Annotated in this window: 13 protein-coding genes and 1 pseudogene; 9 read left to right on the plus strand and 5 right to left on the minus strand. The window is 43.8% G+C overall.

Going from position 1 to position 17,588, the window contains the following annotated elements; genetic code table 11:
• Positions 1-703 precede the first annotated feature (703 nt).
• The 4 genes from AACR11_RS07670 (at position 704) to AACR11_RS07685 (ending at position 2,984) form a co-directional block, all read left to right on the plus strand.
• Positions 704-1,114 carry a TIR domain-containing protein gene (locus tag AACR11_RS07670; protein ID WP_079324622.1) on the plus strand — a complete coding sequence of 137 codons (411 nt, stop codon included), beginning with the start codon at positions 704-706 and terminating at the stop codon, positions 1,112-1,114.
• Between the two features lie 9 nt (positions 1,115-1,123).
• The gene (locus AACR11_RS07675) at positions 1,124-2,071 is read left to right on the plus strand and encodes a caspase family protein (RefSeq protein ID WP_079324624.1); all 948 of its coding nucleotides are present in this window, start codon (positions 1,124-1,126) and stop codon (positions 2,069-2,071) included.
• 144 nt (positions 2,072-2,215) lie between these two features.
• On the plus strand, positions 2,216-2,803 hold the full coding sequence (locus tag AACR11_RS07680) for a DUF6338 family protein (RefSeq protein WP_079324626.1): 588 nt from the start codon (positions 2,216-2,218) through the stop codon (positions 2,801-2,803).
• Between the two features lie 10 nt (positions 2,804-2,813).
• The gene (locus AACR11_RS07685; RefSeq protein ID WP_001279479.1) at positions 2,814-2,984 is read left to right on the plus strand and encodes a hypothetical protein; all 171 of its coding nucleotides are present in this window, start codon (positions 2,814-2,816) and stop codon (positions 2,982-2,984) included.
• Between the two features lie 110 nt (positions 2,985-3,094).
• Here AACR11_RS07685 and AACR11_RS07690 read toward each other — a convergent pair whose 3' ends face one another.
• The 5 genes and pseudogenes from AACR11_RS07690 to AACR11_RS07710 all read right to left on the minus strand — a co-directional run.
• Entirely contained in the window at positions 3,095-4,456 is a 1,362-nt protein-coding gene (locus AACR11_RS07690) for a tyrosine-type recombinase/integrase (protein WP_079324628.1), read from the minus strand.
• Positions 4,456-4,986, minus strand: a complete 531-nt coding sequence (locus AACR11_RS07695; protein ID WP_079324630.1) for a hypothetical protein — start codon at positions 4,984-4,986, stop codon at positions 4,456-4,458. Before AACR11_RS07695 ends, AACR11_RS07690 begins: the two co-directional genes overlap by 1 nt.
• A gap of 10 nt (positions 4,987-4,996) precedes the next feature.
• Entirely contained in the window at positions 4,997-7,408 is a 2,412-nt protein-coding gene (locus AACR11_RS07700; protein ID WP_079324632.1) for an integrase, read from the minus strand.
• Complete coding sequence (locus AACR11_RS07705; RefSeq protein WP_079324634.1) at positions 7,402-9,741, minus strand: hypothetical protein; 2,340 nt, start codon at positions 9,739-9,741, stop codon at positions 7,402-7,404. The genes AACR11_RS07700 and AACR11_RS07705 overlap by 7 nt, the downstream gene beginning before the upstream one ends.
• A 150-nt stretch (positions 9,742-9,891) precedes the next feature.
• Positions 9,892-10,803 (minus strand): annotated as a pseudogene (locus AACR11_RS07710) (YifB family Mg chelatase-like AAA ATPase); the annotation flags it as partial.
• Positions 10,804-11,266: 463 nt separating this feature from the next.
• Here AACR11_RS07710 and ilvG point away from each other — a divergent pair.
• The 5 genes from ilvG to ilvA are packed head-to-tail and all read left to right on the plus strand — an operon-like array spanning position 11,267 to position 17,567.
• The gene (gene ilvG, locus AACR11_RS07715) at positions 11,267-12,913 is read left to right on the plus strand and encodes an acetolactate synthase 2 catalytic subunit (RefSeq protein ID WP_009699088.1); all 1,647 of its coding nucleotides are present in this window, start codon (positions 11,267-11,269) and stop codon (positions 12,911-12,913) included.
• Between the two features lie 11 nt (positions 12,914-12,924).
• Positions 12,925-13,209 (plus strand): acetolactate synthase 2 small subunit, encoded by a 285-nt coding sequence (gene ilvM, locus AACR11_RS07720; protein ID WP_005440786.1) that lies wholly within the window; start codon positions 12,925-12,927, stop codon positions 13,207-13,209.
• A gap of 12 nt (positions 13,210-13,221) precedes the next feature.
• Positions 13,222-14,160, plus strand: coding sequence for a branched-chain-amino-acid transaminase (gene ilvE, locus AACR11_RS07725; protein ID WP_029790003.1), 939 nt, complete (start codon positions 13,222-13,224; stop codon positions 14,158-14,160).
• 13 nt (positions 14,161-14,173) lie between these two features.
• Positions 14,174-16,015 carry a dihydroxy-acid dehydratase gene (gene ilvD, locus AACR11_RS07730; protein WP_029790004.1) on the plus strand — a complete coding sequence of 614 codons (1,842 nt, stop codon included), beginning with the start codon at positions 14,174-14,176 and terminating at the stop codon, positions 16,013-16,015.
• A 4-nt stretch (positions 16,016-16,019) separates the two neighbouring features.
• On the plus strand, positions 16,020-17,567 hold the full coding sequence (ilvA, locus tag AACR11_RS07735) for a threonine ammonia-lyase, biosynthetic (RefSeq protein ID WP_005429804.1): 1,548 nt from the start codon (positions 16,020-16,022) through the stop codon (positions 17,565-17,567).
• Positions 17,568-17,588: the final 21 nt, after the last annotated feature.

The following is a 17,588-nucleotide window of genomic DNA, read 5'->3' on the forward strand; positions in this document are numbered from 1 at the left end:
GCTTTTTTCATTTTGCTATCCTGTTCTTGTTCATGGTTCGCTAATGTTCGCTTTTCTGAAAATCATTTTTGTCCAAAAGCTTCTCAGGTTGAACTTTTACCCGTGGCGCTTTCTAGCTCGAAAGTGCCCCTTTTCTCGTTAGTAGTTTTGCTCATTCACATTCTGTTAATGCGAGTTTGCCCTATGAAAAATTATTCGAAGTAAGTACGCTGTAATCATGATGATCTGCTCCAGCCTGGCTGGACATTTAACTAAGCGACTTTGCCATACCTTAGTTAATTAGCAAAGATGCACGCAAAATTTTGTCCAACTTGGTGCCAGCCTTTTCGTCAGGCACGTTTACGTCCCATTTCTGTTATAAATCGCTTTACTATCAGTTAGAAAGACTTATTCAAATCACCTTTCAAAATCAACTAAATGCAATGTGACTTATATCATATACACGTAGAATGAAGGTTTGCTAATGTGGTCAGTTAATTAGTGCAGGTAACGGATTTGTGAAGTGTAATACTTTGCCTTGTTCATGAGTCACATCATGATTGAAGTGGTTCTTGGCTATATCGATCCTGCTGTAATCAATGAAGTGTGACACGGTGACTCGATCCTTAGCATTGACCACTAAAGTGTGTGATTAGTCCTCGGGAAGAGAGTCCATGTTAATCGATATGTAATCAACTAATCCAACAGATAAGGAAGAAAAAAGATGGCAAACCCAAGAGCATTTATTAGTTTTGACTTTGATCACAATGTCACTCAAAAGAATCTATTTGTAGGCCAATCTAAGAACTCAAAAACCCCGTTCGCAATTGAAGATTGGTCGTCGAAATCTTCGCTGCCCCAATCACAATGGGAAGCACTGATAAAAAGCAAGATTGGTAAATGTAATATGCTTATCGTCTTAAGTGGTAAAACTATGGCGAGTGCAACTGGAGTGGTTAAAGAAATAAAAATGGCTAAAGATCAAAATGTCCCTGTATTTGGTGTATATGTTGATGGAGCCAATACAACTAGTAACCTCCCTTCAGGATTGCAGCGTAACAGAACTATAAGTTGGGACTGGGATAAAATAGCATCAGCTATTGAGCAAATGATGGGTGAAGGAAAGAACAAGTAGGTTTGACTTATGAAAAAGGCATTGATCATAGGGATAAACGATTATCCATCGTCGCCATTGGGTGGGTGTGTTAACGATGCAAATACTCTTGCTGCGATATTGGAATCTAATGGAGACGGCTCCCCTAACTTTGGGGTAAAAACGATAACCTGCCCAAGCATAGATATTACAAGGTCTGTGCTTCGTGAGGCGATTGAACAGCTTTTTACGGGCGATAGCGATATGGCATTGCTCTATTTCTCTGGTCATGGCTACATTAAGAGTACAGGTGGATACTTGGTCACAACTGACGCTAAAAAGTACGATGAAGGTGTCTCCATGGATGAAATATTAGCTTTGGCCAATCAGTCAAAGGCTAGAAACAAGGTTATAATATTCGACTGTTGTCATTCTGGTGCCATGGGTTCACCAAGCCTATCGGGAAATGGTACTGCACAATTAGCAGAAGGAATGTCCGTATTAACAGCCAGTAGAGATAGTGAATTTGCTTTAGAAGCAAACGGTGCAGGAATATTCACCTCACTATTGATTGATGCTCTAAAAGGGGGAGCTGCGGACATTCGTGGTAATATTACTCCTGGTTCACTGTATGCGTACGTTGATGAGGCTCTAGGGGCTTGGGATCAGCGACCAATATTTAAAACTAACGTCACTAGTTTTACCCCATTACGTGTTATTCCACCTAAAGTACCATTTGAAACTCTTCGAAAAATAAACCAATATTTTCCAACTCCAGATTCTGAGCATAAGTTAGACCCTTCCTACGAAGATACTGATGCAAGCGCAGATCCTGAGAAGGTTAAGATATTTAAAGACCTGCAAAAGTACCAAAGTGTGGGTTTAGTAGTACCTGTAGACGCAGAATTTATGTACTTTGCAGCCATTAATTCTACTTCCTGCCGATTAACCGCACTCGGCTATCAATATTGGCGCTTAGTAAATGAGAAAAGGCTGTAGAAAACGCAACAACTAGCTAAGTTGAATTCGACGAAATAGTTGTGGTGTGACATGGTGTCTCAGGTGCTTTACGCATAACGTTAAGTGTAGCAGTTCCTTATGGGGGAGACCCATGTCACTTGTAATGTTTAAACAAGGGAATTTATGAGTATCTGGGAAATTGATAAGCTAGTAATCTTTATCGCATTTGTTATACCAGGCTTTATAAGCCTGAAGGTGTACTCTATTTTCATTGCCGATACTAATAGAGATACAAGTAAGCAGTTAATCGATACGGTTGCATATAGCTGTATAAACTACGCAGTCTGCCTTCCATTGCTCATTGCCACGACCAACCAAGAATTCACTAAGTCTCATGAACACTGGTTTATCGTTTCTAGTTTGTACATGATTTTGATTAACCCAATATTATTATCCTGGATCTGGATAAAAGTAAGGAAATTGAAAATCATCAAGGGTAATTCCATTCATCCTATTGGTAAGCCGTGGGATTACGTTTTTTCTCAAGAGCAGCCGTTTTGGGTAAAAGTGACATTGAAAAATGGAGAAATGTTAGGCGGAAAATACTCAGATAAGTCATTCGCCTCAAGTGCTCCCAATGAAGAACAAATCTATCTTGAAGAAACTTGGATTCTATCTGAAACTGGAAAGTTTGAAAGACCGAAAAATGGAACAGCTGGTATTATCATACTAGCGAGTGAAATCTCACATGTAGAGTTACGAAAAGGATAAAGGAGTAAATATGTCAGATGGCAAACAGCAGCAAAATAATGGTTATCAACCTGAACGAATTGAAAAAGGTTATCAACCGCAATCAGATTCATCTAGTGACAACGGGAGGTTTGGCTATCAACCACCTGAAAACAGTAACAATAGCCCATCAAATGTCAGTGCTCCCCCTGGTGATGAATAAACATACAAACGTTTAAGGTTGTAAGATACTTTTTCTCATCTGAACGAACCTAGTTAGACTCAGTACTCTAACTAGGTTTTGTCCCCAAAAGTGACTATAAAGCTTTATAGTCACGAAGATACAATGCAATTATCGATATCGGACTGAAAATCTCCTAACAATCTCTTGATCTCACAGAGCGCGGCGGTAGGCGTTAGCTCTTTACTTGCTATCTGATTTTCTAATAACTCAAACTGACGTTTAGCAAGTTCAACACTCGACTTCAGAGAAACAGCGTTGTAAACCTCTGTGTAACCGTGTATATCTGCAAAAGCTAAGTCAATATAGATATCTAAAGAACTAAGATTTGTATGACCTGTCCACTGCTGAAGCTGCATTTTAAATGTTTGCGTATGAAGCAAATGCTTTCGAAAATCATCTTTATCATTCACTTCTTTAGTGGTCAGAATAAGCTCTTTAAGCTTGTTTGTAATAAATGCGTGTCTCCACAGGTGTGGGTGCACCGGACTCTTGATGCCAAGTTCTTTCCTCCACAGATTCATATATGTTGTCCATGACTCAGCAGATAAAGGTTGACCTGTCTTTAAGCTGATAAATAAGTAGTCATGTTGGACTTTTTTCTTCCTTATAGCCTTCTTACGTACTTTGATGTAATCTGCAATCACCGACAACAAAAGGTGCGGCACTGGAACCTTTCGAGTGGTGTTATCGTCCTTACGCTTTAAGGTAGTAAGGGTTATCATACCTGTGCGTCTTGCTTCCTCATAATCGGTTACTTTAATTAAATGAAGCTCTGACACTCGACAACCCAACTGCTCCATTGCCGTATATAGTGCCATATCTCGTCTGCGTTTATCTTTGCTTTTCTGAGTCTTGATAAACTCCCATACACGTAAAGCGTCTTCTTCCGCAACAGGGTGGCGCTTCTTGATTTCATCTTTTGTTGGCACCGCAGAGTGCGTAATTTTAGAGCCTTCAATGAACCCTTTGTAGCCTTCCTGTTTTCGTTTGTAATGCTTTTCAAGTATCTGAATTGAGTTGCCTTTATCCTTGCCAATAAAGTTACTTAAGTCGTGAAAATCTTGGACAAACTGCAAAAATTTAAGACAAGTATCAGCAATTTGAATAACAGAGTTATTGGTGCGTTTCAGCTCACCAAGTGGTGTCCTCTCTGCTTGTAGTGATTGAATGAAAAGGGTGAATGTTGCGTCCGTAAGTTGGCTAAACCTGCTCAATAGTGGCTGTTTTTCAATAAAGTGCACTAAGTGAATAATATGGTGTGCAAAACCTCGAATAGTGTCTCTTGATAGATTTCTTAGTATCAGAGTATGGATGTAAGCATTGGCTTCATAGCAAGGAACATGATTCCTGTATGTAACGAAAGGGATGTCCAAGGGCTTACGAAAGATAAGTTTGCCATCAAACCCAAGATGACTCCATTGTTCAAAGCCTTTAAGCTTACGAACCGCCATCAAATCTCTCCATTCAATGTGTAGTTCATCTTTGCTTCAATCTGCCGATTATGCTCCCGGTAAAGCTCCTGTCGCTCTTCTACTGTGCCCTCATGCTGCGCTAACTGCTTTAGCCTGGAGCGCAACTCTGAAACCATTACGGTCAATAAAGAATTGCTGCGCTGCGCTGCATCCAACTCAGACTCTAGCTCTGCGACTTTATGCTTTAAACCTACGACTGTTTGTTTATTACCTTTGGAAGCTTTCTCATCGTGATGTGCAGCCTCTATCGCCAGTTTTGCATTAATGCGTAATTCATCTAAAGATACGAAGCCTCTCTCTAAAAGTGCTTCTGAAATGCTTTTAACCGTGTTTAATGAGCATGATGTGATATTACGCTCCTGATCCTGATACTTAGCGATGCCAGATTGTGATTTAAGAGCCTTAATAAGCTCTTCATCATCTTTAAACTCAGCGGGAGATGTGATTATAGATCTCAACAGCTTTTCTGTTTCAAGTACCTTAGTTTGGTTTTTCTCTAAAACTTTCATTAGCTAATCCTTAATCAAGGTCTCTGATTTTTAAAATAAGATTAAAGGTTTTAGTGGTTTTGCCTTTGCTATCAGCTATGGTAAAAAACTCTGGTTCCAGAGTGATCCGCCCCTCTTCTAAAAGATGAATAACCTCTGTTTCAACGTCCTGTTCTTTTTGAATTTGGCTAATATGAGGAACGGTTAGGTAAGACTCATCATTGTAATCTTCTGCCGCCTCACTCACTGACTCTATAGTGATCGGCGTTGAGTTATCACCTGTCAGTCGCTTAGCAATAATTTTGCGAACCTCTTCTATTCCGTCGAGCTTGGCAAGTTCAGAGGTGGCATCGACAACACCACGAACAATTATGCTGGCTTTCGCTCCATTAAGCACATCCCCTATATCCGATTCAGAGATGTAATTATAGAGATGCTGCATGTCAGAGTGTGCGAGCATCCAACGTAGGGAGTCCAACCCATCAAACCCTTTCGACCAGAAAAATGCCATTGCAAAAAAGCGTCTAAATTGATGCTGGCGAACGTAATTACGTCGGTATTCACCGTTATCATACTCTACCAGGTCCGTTTCTAAGTAATCACACAGCGCATCGATATGTGCATTATAGGTCTTGGGTTGAACCTGACTTAACTGGCAATTCCTTGAGTGTAAATTGTTAAACAAAGACAGTTTTCCTTTGCCTAAATTTAACTCATTAGCTTTAATGTTAAATTGCTCAAGTTGCCAGATGAACTTGGCGATAGATAAGGGGATAGGTCTCTCTATGGTCGCATTTACGCCTTTTGAACCTGTCTTCTTTACCTTGAATATCAAACTGTACTCTGTCTTTGCTCCTTCTTTCGAAAAAGGGTCTACATTGGGAGATAGGTTGCCATGAGGCTTTAACTCAATTAACTCATCTTGTCGCCGTGCCATGATGGCTCCCACCAAGACCTGTATAGCGCCTTGCAGCACCGAGAACAGTTCAAACAAACTCTCGTTGGCTCTAATTCGTTCGTGGCGATTTTCGACACTTTCTGTAAAAGCTTGAACCTGTTTTATTCCTTTTCTTAAATATTTATCGCTCAGGCAGTTGATGGCTTCCGTTTGAAACCAGTAACCTCGCTCCGAACCGGACATCTCTCGATGCAATTCTTCATTCCAAACTGGGTTATTTTGGTGTGGACGATGGGGGTTAGACTTTTGCGCCGCAGATTTGCTTCTTGCGTTAGTAAGCAGAGTTAGTGTTTCGTCTAGTATGGTAACAGCACCTTTGTCAGTCTGCAGATGCTCTTTGGCAAACTCATAGCATTGACGAATTAAGTTAAACACAAACTTAGGCGGTAAGGTGCGAGTTCGCCCCATCTTTTTTAGGTCAACTAACTCACCAATACTACCCGCACTGACACGTTCTGACAGGACGGATGGACGTGCGGCATCTTCACGCTCAAGGTTGGTGTGAATCAATCGAATGGCTTCAATGTAGGTTGATATTGTTTTTTGATTCGTGCCTGTTGAGGTATCTTTATTAGCAACAGCACGATATTCTGAGTCTCGATTTTGCTCTTTGAGATGAAGCTCTGCGTAATTGGGGATATTTATGTCGTGATAAAGCATCTTGCCATCAAATAACAAATTGATGAGTAAAGCAGTCCTGCCGTAATAATCAATGCCCCCTCTATTTTGATAATAATCTTGCTCAAAAAGCCAAGTACACGCCTTGTCTCTCGCTTCTAAAGATAAGAAAATCTCATTTTGGGCAATATCTCGTACAATGTAAGGGTATTTTTCTCTAAACGTTTGAGCATCTTCATCTGAAATACTCTGAGAAGCATCATCCAGTAATGTTTTGGTACGCTTATCGAACTCGTAAACCCCATGAAAACTTCCATGCTCAGCGAACTTCATTAAGATATTCAACCAAAAATCATCATTCACATTTTGCAGGTGGTATTTTGCAAGCTTCAATTCCTTTGAATGCAGCAAGATAGCATTTATCAAGGCGATAACCTTGTTAGTCCTTCGGCTAGCCGCTACTGGGCTGATAATTTTTCCACCATTTTCAAGCGGATTATCTGTCGCCGTGATCCAGTATTTAAAACTGTTTAATAACTTGCGATGCTTTGTGTCCGTGAGGTTCTTTCCATCATCCAGATACACACTATCCCAATGTATCGTTTTTGTTTTTTTACCGAATGTTAATGTCCATTTACGTGCGGAAAAATTGGATTCTAACCATTCGGGCTGCCTTTCATCGTAGCCGTAGATGCCAGTGTGGATATGAGTGATGATATCTAATGCTCGATAATCATCATTGACTACTGAGAAATTTATAATTTGCTCAAGTATTTCTGTACTTAGACCATTCAGAGTCGAGTGGTCTAGCACAATGTCTTCAATGAGACTAGCAATGGCGGTATTGTCGATAGCGACACTTAACATAGCAACGCTCCCTTGATCGAGTCAGTATCTAGTTTGTTATTGGTTGCAATATCAAGCATTTCCATCAAATCAGTATCAGCACCATGCTTGCCTGAATTTAGGGTATCGAGGATAAACACCGCTGACTGATACCAGTGGAAAACAATATCTAAAAATGAAGACTCATCATCACTGCTCTCAACAATAAGGCGTATCGCCATCAATAGCTGCAATAGAGAGGTGGAAATAGTGTAAGTCAACTGGTCGAACGCTAAGGACTCAGAGGTTTCATTATCAGTAGCGGTCTTTTCAACAAAACCGTGATCGAAATGCTCTGAAATATTACTGATGCCGTGATTGTTTAAGAATTCTTCAATGTCTTCAGCGCTCATATTAACCGCATCGAGGCAATGCACTGAATCTTTCATGGCTTCAACTAAAATAGCATTTTGGAACTGACGTACCCAACGGTCATTAAAGAAGTCCATCAGTGGTTTAGGGAGATAAGATGTCAGTAGCTTGGCATCTTTCTTTTCATGACCAAGCGCGTCGGCAACCGCATCCATTGAACGTGTTTTCAGATAAATTTGGAGACCTCGATGTCGCCTAATCGAGCGCAACGTATGTATATCAGAAATAGCTCGTGCATCCTCTAGGGTGATATCACTGTTGTTATCAAAGAGCGATTTATCTTGAAGCCAATCATAAAAATCATTTGCCGAGTAAAGACCATGAACCAAGCTCACTGGGCAGCGTGCATTGTTAGTGGTGGCAAATAGAATCATCTTTCTCCAATTGATATCCCCCTTCTCTTTTAAGTATTCACGCGCTATGCGTGTATGTTGTATTAGGAACTCAACAACCGATTTAGAAAACTCATTAAGCACAACGTCTTGCTGCGAATTAGTTGACCCTTTGCGTGATTTATAGCTTACAGCAATATACTGATTACCAACCTGCTTGTAGCCCACCTTATTGTCATTAGCATCAAACAACTCCCACTTATCTAGCCAAGATGGTGTTATTAAGGGGTGTTCCATCACTAGTAGTGTTAGAAGAGCATTCAGTGTTGTACAGGTGGGTAGGTTTAACTCGGTGTTAAGTTGTTTAGCATTACCGTGAAACCCCAAAAATGATAGATAGTGGTCTTTCGCAGCTATGCCATGTGCATAAAAGGTTGCCACAGTATTGTCTAGCTTATCTGCACCAAGAAAGTGGTTATATTGCAGATAGCCTGAAGTGCCACTCAGCGGTTTAACCAGCCCAGTTTTGAGGAAGGCTTTATTTCTTTCTTCTCGTTCTAAAAGTTCCTCAAACTTCACGAGACATACATGTCTTATGTATGCCATATCTCGCTCTAGGCGTTGCTGAATAATTGAAACAGCCTCTTCATCTTTAATTTTGAGTGGGATGTTGGCAAACCATCGATGGCTTTCTTCCCGCGTTGCATCACCGCCAATCGAAAATGTGGGCGCCGCACCTTTCGGATCTTTCCAATGTGGAACGATGAATGGTTTGTGGGGTTCAGCGAAAACACCAGTGTTGATAAAGCACGTTGTATAATAGTTAATTGTATCTCGCCATTTAGTATGAAAACTCTTTGGGCAGTGCTGGGCTGCTTGGGAGTGCACAAATAACACCTTAAATATCTTGTGGAAAAAGTTCTGCACATAATTGCGGCTCAGGAGGGCTTCTATTGTTAACCCGTCCTTTTCGTTATAAACAAAGGACATGCCGAAAAAAAACCGTTTGAGTATTTTTAATGCTTGAGCTAAAGATGTTGATTTTTGTGTATATGCATAGTTTTTTAAAGCAAGATGAACCTTGTTTGTAAACGCTTCGCCAAAATTTACATAAAGGGTATCAAGATGAACCTCAAGGCTTTTACCTTCTTTTGATACTACCTGCCAGCCATTTAAGTAGTCAGATTTTGTTTTATCTATCTTAAGCTTAAGAAATTGCGCTAGGCACCTCTGGGCATCTTCTGAAATAATGGTTTCTGATAGCTTTATGTCATCGAGGTCGAGTTGCTTATCCTGTGCAATGTAACGGAAAAGCCTCTTGAGTTGGCTGCAATAAGCATAACGTGATTTGAGAGTGACATTACCGCGGTTATAAATGAAACCGATGAGTGACTGAAAGTGCGCATTGAGTGAGTTGGAGTCATTCAATATTTCCAATGCAGTATAGTTGCTTTGTTCTACTAAGTAGCAGTAAGATGCATAAATATTCAGTAATTTATGTATTTTCTTTTTATTGACTGAAGACACAGCTGCAGACTTGAGGTAGTTAACGTATTCAACTGACAATGCAGTATTTAGTAAAGAAAGCTCTTTTAGAATTGGTGTATTCACAATCTAACTCCACAGATTGACAACTAATAATCACCTTAGTTATCAGAGTGACTACTGTCAACGCAAAAAGTGGGACTCTATTTAGTATTATACCAATATATAACAGCTGTTAGGTTAACATTGATATATTTTAATTATTGGGATAACTTTCATCTCATCTAAAAACAACAACCCATTATGAGCTAGAGATATCTCGCCCGGTCTTGGTACTGAGCCACCTCCGACTAAAGCAGCCATTGAGCTGGAATGGTGCGGAGCACGGAACGGTCGCGTCTTCCAATTGTGTTCATTGATTTCACTTTGAGTCAGCGACGCCACAGAAGCGGTTTCCATGGCTTCTTCATCGCTCATCTCTGGCAATAAATCACATAGCCGTGATGCTAACATGGTTTTACCTGTACCAGGAGGACCAAGAAAAAGTAGGTTGTGATTGCCAGCCGCAGCAATTTCTAAAGCGCGTTTACCTTGTTGTTGACCAATGATGTCTTGTAAATCACGACCGTGCGTTTTGGTCTCTTTTTTCTTCGGGGTTTGATATAAATTCAATTGATGCTGACCACAAAGCTCAGCACACACTTCCAGTAACGATTGGGCTGATTTATGCTGCTCTTTACCCACTAATGCCGCTTGATCACCATTCGCATGAGGCACCACTAAACGACGCTGTTTTTTGTTCGCAGCCAACGCAGCAGGTAGCACGCCTTTTACAGGTCTCAGCCCTCCAGAAAGGGCTAATTCACCAACAAATTCGTAGTTTTTGAGCTTATCTGTCGCGATTTGTTCTGAAGCAGCCAAAATCCCTAATGCAATCGGCAGATCAAAGCGCCCACCTTCTTTGGGCAAGTCAGCAGGAGCCAAATTGACCGTAATTCGTTTTGCTGGAAACTGAAAATTGGAATTAACGATCGCACTTCGGACACGATCTTTCGATTCTTTTACTGTGGTTTCCGGTAGACCCACCAGCGTAAACCCCGGCATCCCATTGCTGATGTGGACTTCCACGCTTACCGACGGCGCTTGCACACCCACACTTGCTCGACTATGAATGATTGCCAGCCCCATAATTTCCTCAAATTTTTGTTCGTTATATAACCAGATGTTTTCTATATGGATATGTTATATAGCCTGTCCAGAATGGTACTTAATGTGAAAAAAGAATGACTTTTTGCTTGTCATGCAGCAGATTTGTGTGTTACCACTAGTGACGCAAACATTTTCGTAGAACATTACACACTACTTTTTAACGAAAAAAAGAACGACAGACAGATGAACTTATTCGCTCACAACAACTCACTGCTAGCCCTGATTATCGTGGTCATTATTGGCACCGCGCGGGGTATTGTGGGCGAAAGATAACCACAAATTACGAAAAACCCCCGCACTGAAAAGTCCGGGGGTTTTTTTACAACTACAAGTTGTCATCTGTCTAACCCTCAGACAGCTTAACGGGAAGAATGGGAGTGCACATGAAGTGCAAAACACATGGCGATAGCTACGAGCCACAACGTAGCAAAGGAGGTTTACGATGACCGGTGCAGAACTAGTCGTAGCCGCTTTAAGGCAACAAGGCATCGAAACGGTGTTTGGGTATCCGGGTGGAGCCATCATGCCGATCTACGATGCCTTGTATGACGGAGGTGTAGAACACATCTTATGTCGTCATGAACAAGGGGCTGCCATGGCCGCCATAGGGATGGCCCGCGCAACACAAGACGTTGCGGTTTGTATGGCAACTTCCGGACCAGGAGCCACCAACCTTGTTACTGGTCTTGCCGATGCCTTTCTCGATTCCGTTCCTCTAGTAGCCATCACAGGTCAGGTTGCTAGCTCTCATATCGGTACCGATGCATTCCAAGAAATGGATGTGATTGGTATGTCCCTAGCTTGTACCAAACACAGCTACCTAGTGACCGACATTGAAGACCTTGCTCCAACACTTGCCGAAGCGTTCGAAGTTGCAAAAACAGGTCGACCAGGTCCAGTGATTGTCGATATCGCCAAAGACGTTCAGCTTGCCCAAGCACCCATAGAACTTCTGCCTCCTTTTGTTCCACCAGCCCCTCCATTAGCAAGTGACGCCGATATCCAGCGCGCACAAGAAGTACTTGCCGCTTCAACTCGCCCAGTTTTATACGTCGGCGGCGGTGTACAGATTGCCAAAGCGACAGATGCAGTACGCGAGTTTCTACGGTTAAACCCAATGCCAGCGGTCAGCACGCTGAAAGGCTTGGGCACCATTGAACGTCATGACCCTCACTATTTAGGTATGCTGGGTATGCACGGCACTAAAGCTGCGAACCTAGTAGTTCAAGAATCTGACCTTTTGATTGTGGTTGGGGCTCGTTTTGATGATCGTGTGACGGGCAAACTCGATACCTTTGCGCCACATGCCAAAGTGATTCATATCGATATCGATGCAGCCGAAATTCACAAGCTTCGCCATGCTAATGCACCACTTCGCGGTGAAATCAGCAAGATTCTTCCTCAACTAGAACTGACTCAAGATATCTCCCCTTGGGTGCATCACAGCGAAAGTCTGCGTAGCGGATTCAAATGGCGTTACGACCACCCAGGCGAGTTGATCTACGCACCGCTACTACTCAAACAACTGTCTGACATGATGCCGGATAGCTCAATTGTGTCGACCGACGTCGGTCAGCACCAGATGTGGGCAGCACAACATATCCAACCACGCGATCCGCAAAACTTCATCACTTCGGCCGGTCTTGGCACCATGGGTTTTGGTCTGCCAGCCGCAATGGGTGCCGCGGTCGCACGTCCTGATGATCAGTCTATCCTTATTACAGGTGACGGTTCATTTATGATGAACGTGCAGGAGTTGGGCACGCTAAAGCGTCGTCAGATTCCAGTGAAGATAGTCCTTCTTAACAACCAACGTCTTGGCATGGTTCGCCAATGGCAGTCGCTATTCTTCGACGGTCGTCATAGCGAAACCATTCTTGATGACAACCCAGATTTCGTGATGCTTGCAAAAGCCTTCGATATCCCGGGCAAGACCATCACCAAGAAAGAAGAAGTCGAACCGGCTCTCAAAGAGATGCTAGAAAGTAAGACTTCTTACATGCTTCACGTTTTAATCGATGAGGAAGAAAACGTGTGGCCACTTGTACCGCCAGGTGCATCAAATAGTGACATGTTGGAAAACACTTAAGAGGCAATCACATGGACAGATATTTACTCGACATCAAAGCCGACGACAAACCGGTACTGTTAGAGCGCGTTCTTCGTGTGATTCGTCACCGAGGCTTTGTGATCAAACAAGTCGCAGCTACCCAAAACCATGAAAGCAAAGTAGCCAGCGTAGAGATCATCGTCGACAGCGATCGACCTATCTCGTTCTTGGTCAATCAAATTGAGAAGTTGTGGGATATTCGTACCGTAGAAGTACTTAAGATCCGCAACGATGAACTCCCAAATCACAACTTACAACAACACGTAAGTGCATAAGGAAGGCAATAAATGGCAACGAAAACTGCAGATTACATTTGGTTTAATGGTGAGATGCTCCCGTGGGCTGAAGCGAACGTTCACGTTCTTACTCACGCAATGCATTACGGCACCTCTGTTTTTGAAGGCGTACGATGTTACAACACGCCAAAAGGACCAATTGTCTTCCGTCACCGTGAACATGCGCAACGTCTAAAAGATTCAGCCAAGATTTACCGCTTCCCGATTCCATACTCTGTGGAAGAAATTATGGAAGCAACACGTGAAACCCTTCGCCAGAACAAGCTCGACAGTGCTTACATTCGTCCATTGGGCTTTGTGGGCAATGTTGGCTTGGGTGTTTGCCCGCCTGTTGGCACTGAAATGGATCTGATCATTGCGGCTTTCCCTTGGGGGTCTTACCTAGGTGAAGAAGCGTTAGAGAAAGGTGTTGATGCGATGATTTCAAGCTGGAACCGTGCAGCACCAAATACTATCCCTACCGCAGCGAAAGCAGGTGGTAACTACCTATCTTCACTGCTCGTTGGCGGTGAAGCTCGTCGTCACGGTTATGATGAAGGCATCGCTCTCAGCGTAGATGGTTACTTATCGGAAGGCGCAGGTGAAAACATCTTTGTTATCAAAGATGGCGTCATCACAACACCACCAGCAACCAGCGCTATTCTGCCAGGCATCACTCGCGATTCAATCATGACCATTGCGCGTGATAAAGGCTATGAAGTTCGTGAAGCAAACATTGCTCGTGAAGCCCTTTACCTTGCTGACGAAGTCTTCATGACAGGCACAGCCGCTGAAGTCGTGCCTGTTGCAACCATCGACAAAATTGAAGTAGGCAGCGGTAAGCGCGGTCCTATCACCAAAGAACTACAAGCGGCCTATTTCGGCCTATTTAACAGCACCACGGAAGATAAGTGGGGCTGGTTAGACTATGTGTACCCAGAACAGAAGTAAGAAGGATTAGGAAATGCCAAAATATAGATCAGCAACCACCACACATGGTCGTAACATGGCGGGAGCACGTGCATTGTGGCGTGCCACTGGCGTCAAAGAAGAAGACTTCGGTAAACCAATCATCGCAGTAGTAAACTCATTTACTCAGTTTGTTCCGGGTCACGTACACCTGAAAGATATGGGTCAGCTTGTAGCACGCGAAATCGAAAAAGCTGGCGGTATCGCAAAAGAATTCAACACCATCGCCGTTGATGATGGTATCGCAATGGGTCACGGTGGCATGCTGTACTCATTGCCTTCACGCGAACTGATCGCAGACTCCGTTGAGTACATGGTAAACGCACACTGTGCCGATGCTATGGTATGTATCTCTAACTGTGACAAAATCACTCCGGGAATGTTGATGGCATCAATGCGTCTCAACATTCCTGTTATCTTTGTTTCTGGTGGTCCTATGGAAGCGGGTAAAACCAAGCTTTCCGATCAGATCATCAAGCTAGACCTTGTTGATGCAATGATCCAGGGCGCAGATCCAAAAGTTTCTGATGAGCAAAGCGAACAGATCGAGCGCAGTGCATGCCCAACGTGTGGATCTTGTTCAGGCATGTTTACCGCAAACTCGATGAACTGTTTAACTGAAGCACTCGGTCTTTCTCAGCCGGGCAACGGTTCTATGTTGGCGACTCACGCAGACCGTGAACAGCTATTCCTCAACGCGGGTCGACGCATTGTTGAACTGACTCGTCGTTACTACGAGCAAGATGACGAATCCGCATTGCCACGCAACATCGCAACCTTTGATGCCTTTGAAAATGCTATGGCACTGGACATCGCTATGGGTGGCTCAACTAATACGATTTTGCACTTATTGGCAGCAGCGCAAGAAGGCGAAGTCGATTTTGATATGGAAGATATCGATCGCCTGTCTCGCCAAGTACCGCACCTGTGTAAAGTCGCACCGTCCACTCAGAAATATCACATGGAAGACGTACACCGCGCTGGCGGTGTAATGGCTATCCTTGGTGAGCTTGACCGTGCAGGCCTACTGCACAATGATGCACGCACCGTACTTGGTCTTTCCATGAAAGAGCAGCTCGCAAAATACGACATCATCCAAACTGAAGACGAAGAAGTACTCAAGTTCTACCGCGCAGGTCCTGCAGGTATTCGTACTACACAAGCATTCTCACAAGATTGTCGCTGGGATCGACTTGATGATGACCGCGCTGAAGGTTGTATTCGTGCCAAAGACAATGCTTTCAGCCAAGAAGGTGGTCTAGCTGTTCTATCTGGCAATATCGCACTTGATGGCTGTATCGTTAAGACCGCTGGCGTTGATGAAAGCATTCTTAAGTTCACTGGTCCTGCCGTGGTTTTCGAGAGCCAAGAAGACGCCGTTGAAGGCATCTTAGGCGGAAAAGTTAAAGCGGGCGACGTGGTAATTATCCGCTACGAAGGCCCTAAAGGTGGTCCGGGCATGCAAGAAATGCTGTACCCAACCACTTACTTGAAATCGATGGGACTCGGTAAAGAGTGTGCACTTCTGACTGACGGTCGATTCTCTGGTGGTACATCAGGTCTGTCTATTGGTCACGCCTCTCCTGAAGCGGCAAATGGCGGTGCGATTGGTCTGGTAAAAGAAGGCGATATGATCGCAATTGATATTCCAAACCGTTCAATTTCACTCCAAGTATCTGAACAAGAGCTTGCTGATCGACGTGCAAAACAAGACGAACTAGGCTGGAAACCTGTTGACCGCCAACGTGAAGTTTCATTTGCACTCAAAGCTTACGCAAGTATGGCGACCAGTGCTGACAAAGGTGCAGTACGAGACAAATCTAAGCTCGAGGGCTAGCTTTATGAGTCAACCCTTTCCCTTAAAACAGGAAAACCAATCTGGTGCAGATTATCTGCGCCAGATCTTGCGAGCTCCTGTGTATGAAGTTGCAACAGTCACCCCATTACAAGAAATGCCTCGCCTTGCTGCACGCATTGGTAACAATGTGCAAATCAAACGCGAAGATCGCCAGCCCGTACACTCGTTCAAACTGCGCGGCGCTTACAACATGGTGGCAAGCCTGTCTGAAGCACAAAAAGCCGCTGGTGTCATTGCTGCATCCGCAGGTAATCACGCCCAAGGCATGGCGCTTTCGGGTACAAAGCTAGGCATAAAAACCACCATTGTGATGCCAAAAACCACACCAGATATCAAAGTCGATGCGGTACGCGGGTTTGGTGGCAACGTGGTGCTGCATGGCAGTAATTTTGATGAAGCAAAAGCGGAAGCTGAGCGCCTATCCGAGTTAAACGGTTATACCTTTGTCCCACCATTCGATCATCCACTGGTGATTGCTGGTCAAGGTACTATCGGCATGGAAATGCTGCAGCAAAATGGCCACCTGGATTACATCTTCGTACCTGTTGGTGGTGGCGGTTTAGCCGCAGGCGTAGCGGTGCTTGTGAAGCAGTTGATGCCAGAAATCAAAGTAATTGCGGTCGAGCCAGAAGACTCTTCATGCTTAAAAGCAGCTTTGGATGCTGGTGAGCCAGTCGTACTAGACCAAGTCAGCATGTTTGCCGATGGCGTCGCAGTAAAGCGCATTGGTGAAGAGACATTTCGTCTGTGCCAAAAGTACATTGATGGGCATATCGCAGTCTCCAGTGATGAAATCTGCGCTGCTGTGAAAGACATCTTTGAAGATACTCGTGCTATCGCAGAACCTTCCGGCGCACTTGCTCTAGCGGGCTTAAAGAAGTTTGCTGAGCAAAACAAACTCGAAGGCAAAAATCTAGGCACCGTACTGTCAGGCGCCAACACCAACTTCCATGGTTTGCGTTATGTTTCTGAACGCTGCGAGCTTGGTGAGAAACGTGAAGGTCTGCTTGCGGTCACCATTCCTGAGCGTCAAGGTGCCTTCTTTGAGTTCTGTAACCTCATTGGCGGTCGTGCCGTAACGGAGTTTAACTATCGTTACAACGATGACGCACTGGCGAATATCTTTGTCGGTGTGCGTTTGCAAGGCGGTCAGGAAGAACTAGAAAACATCATCCATGACTTGCGTGATGGTGGTTACCCTGTGGTTGACCTCTCTGATGATGAAATGGCGAAACTGCACGTACGCTATATGATTGGTGGTAAACCATCTAAGCCACTCAAAGAACGCCTCTACAGCTTTGAGTTTCCAGAATATCCGGGAGCGCTACTGAAGTTCTTGAGTACACTCGGTACCCATTGGAATATCAGCTTGTTCAACTACCGTAACCACGGCGCTGACTACGGACGCGTTTTATGTGGTTTCGAGTTAGATGAAAGCGATTTAGCTCAGTTTTCTGCGCATTTGCGCGAACTTGGCTATCAATGCAAAGACGAAACAGATAACCCGTCTTACAAGTTTTTCTTGTCTTAGACCCGCCAAAGCCACTTTCCT

The sequence above is a fragment of the Vibrio sp. L85 genome, from assembly GCF_963871815.1.
GTDB lineage: Bacteria > Pseudomonadota > Gammaproteobacteria > Enterobacterales > Vibrionaceae > Vibrio > Vibrio harveyi.

What these genes read in the sequence shown, in the direction of transcription:
- AACR11_RS07670 (WP_079324622.1), top strand. Translation starts at nt 704, where the DNA reads ATGGCAAACCCAAGAGCATTTATTAGTTTTGACTTTGATCACAATGTC.
- AACR11_RS07675 (WP_079324624.1), top strand. Translation starts at nt 1,124, where the DNA reads ATGAAAAAGGCATTGATCATAGGGATAAACGATTATCCATCGTCGCCA.
- AACR11_RS07680 (WP_079324626.1), top strand. Translation starts at nt 2,216, where the DNA reads ATGAGTATCTGGGAAATTGATAAGCTAGTAATCTTTATCGCATTTGTT.
- AACR11_RS07685 (WP_001279479.1), top strand. Translation starts at nt 2,814, where the DNA reads ATGTCAGATGGCAAACAGCAGCAAAATAATGGTTATCAACCTGAACGA.
- AACR11_RS07690 (WP_079324628.1), bottom strand. Translation starts at nt 4,456, where the DNA reads ATGGCGGTTCGTAAGCTTAAAGGCTTTGAACAATGGAGTCATCTTGGG.
- AACR11_RS07695 (WP_079324630.1), bottom strand. Translation starts at nt 4,986, where the DNA reads ATGAAAGTTTTAGAGAAAAACCAAACTAAGGTACTTGAAACAGAAAAG.
- AACR11_RS07700 (WP_079324632.1), bottom strand. Translation starts at nt 7,408, where the DNA reads ATGTTAAGTGTCGCTATCGACAATACCGCCATTGCTAGTCTCATTGAA.
- ilvG (WP_009699088.1), top strand. Translation starts at nt 11,267, where the DNA reads ATGACCGGTGCAGAACTAGTCGTAGCCGCTTTAAGGCAACAAGGCATC.
- ilvM (WP_005440786.1), top strand. Translation starts at nt 12,925, where the DNA reads ATGGACAGATATTTACTCGACATCAAAGCCGACGACAAACCGGTACTG.
- ilvE (WP_029790003.1), top strand. Translation starts at nt 13,222, where the DNA reads ATGGCAACGAAAACTGCAGATTACATTTGGTTTAATGGTGAGATGCTC.
- ilvD (WP_029790004.1), top strand. Translation starts at nt 14,174, where the DNA reads ATGCCAAAATATAGATCAGCAACCACCACACATGGTCGTAACATGGCG.
- ilvA (WP_005429804.1), top strand. Translation starts at nt 16,020, where the DNA reads ATGAGTCAACCCTTTCCCTTAAAACAGGAAAACCAATCTGGTGCAGAT.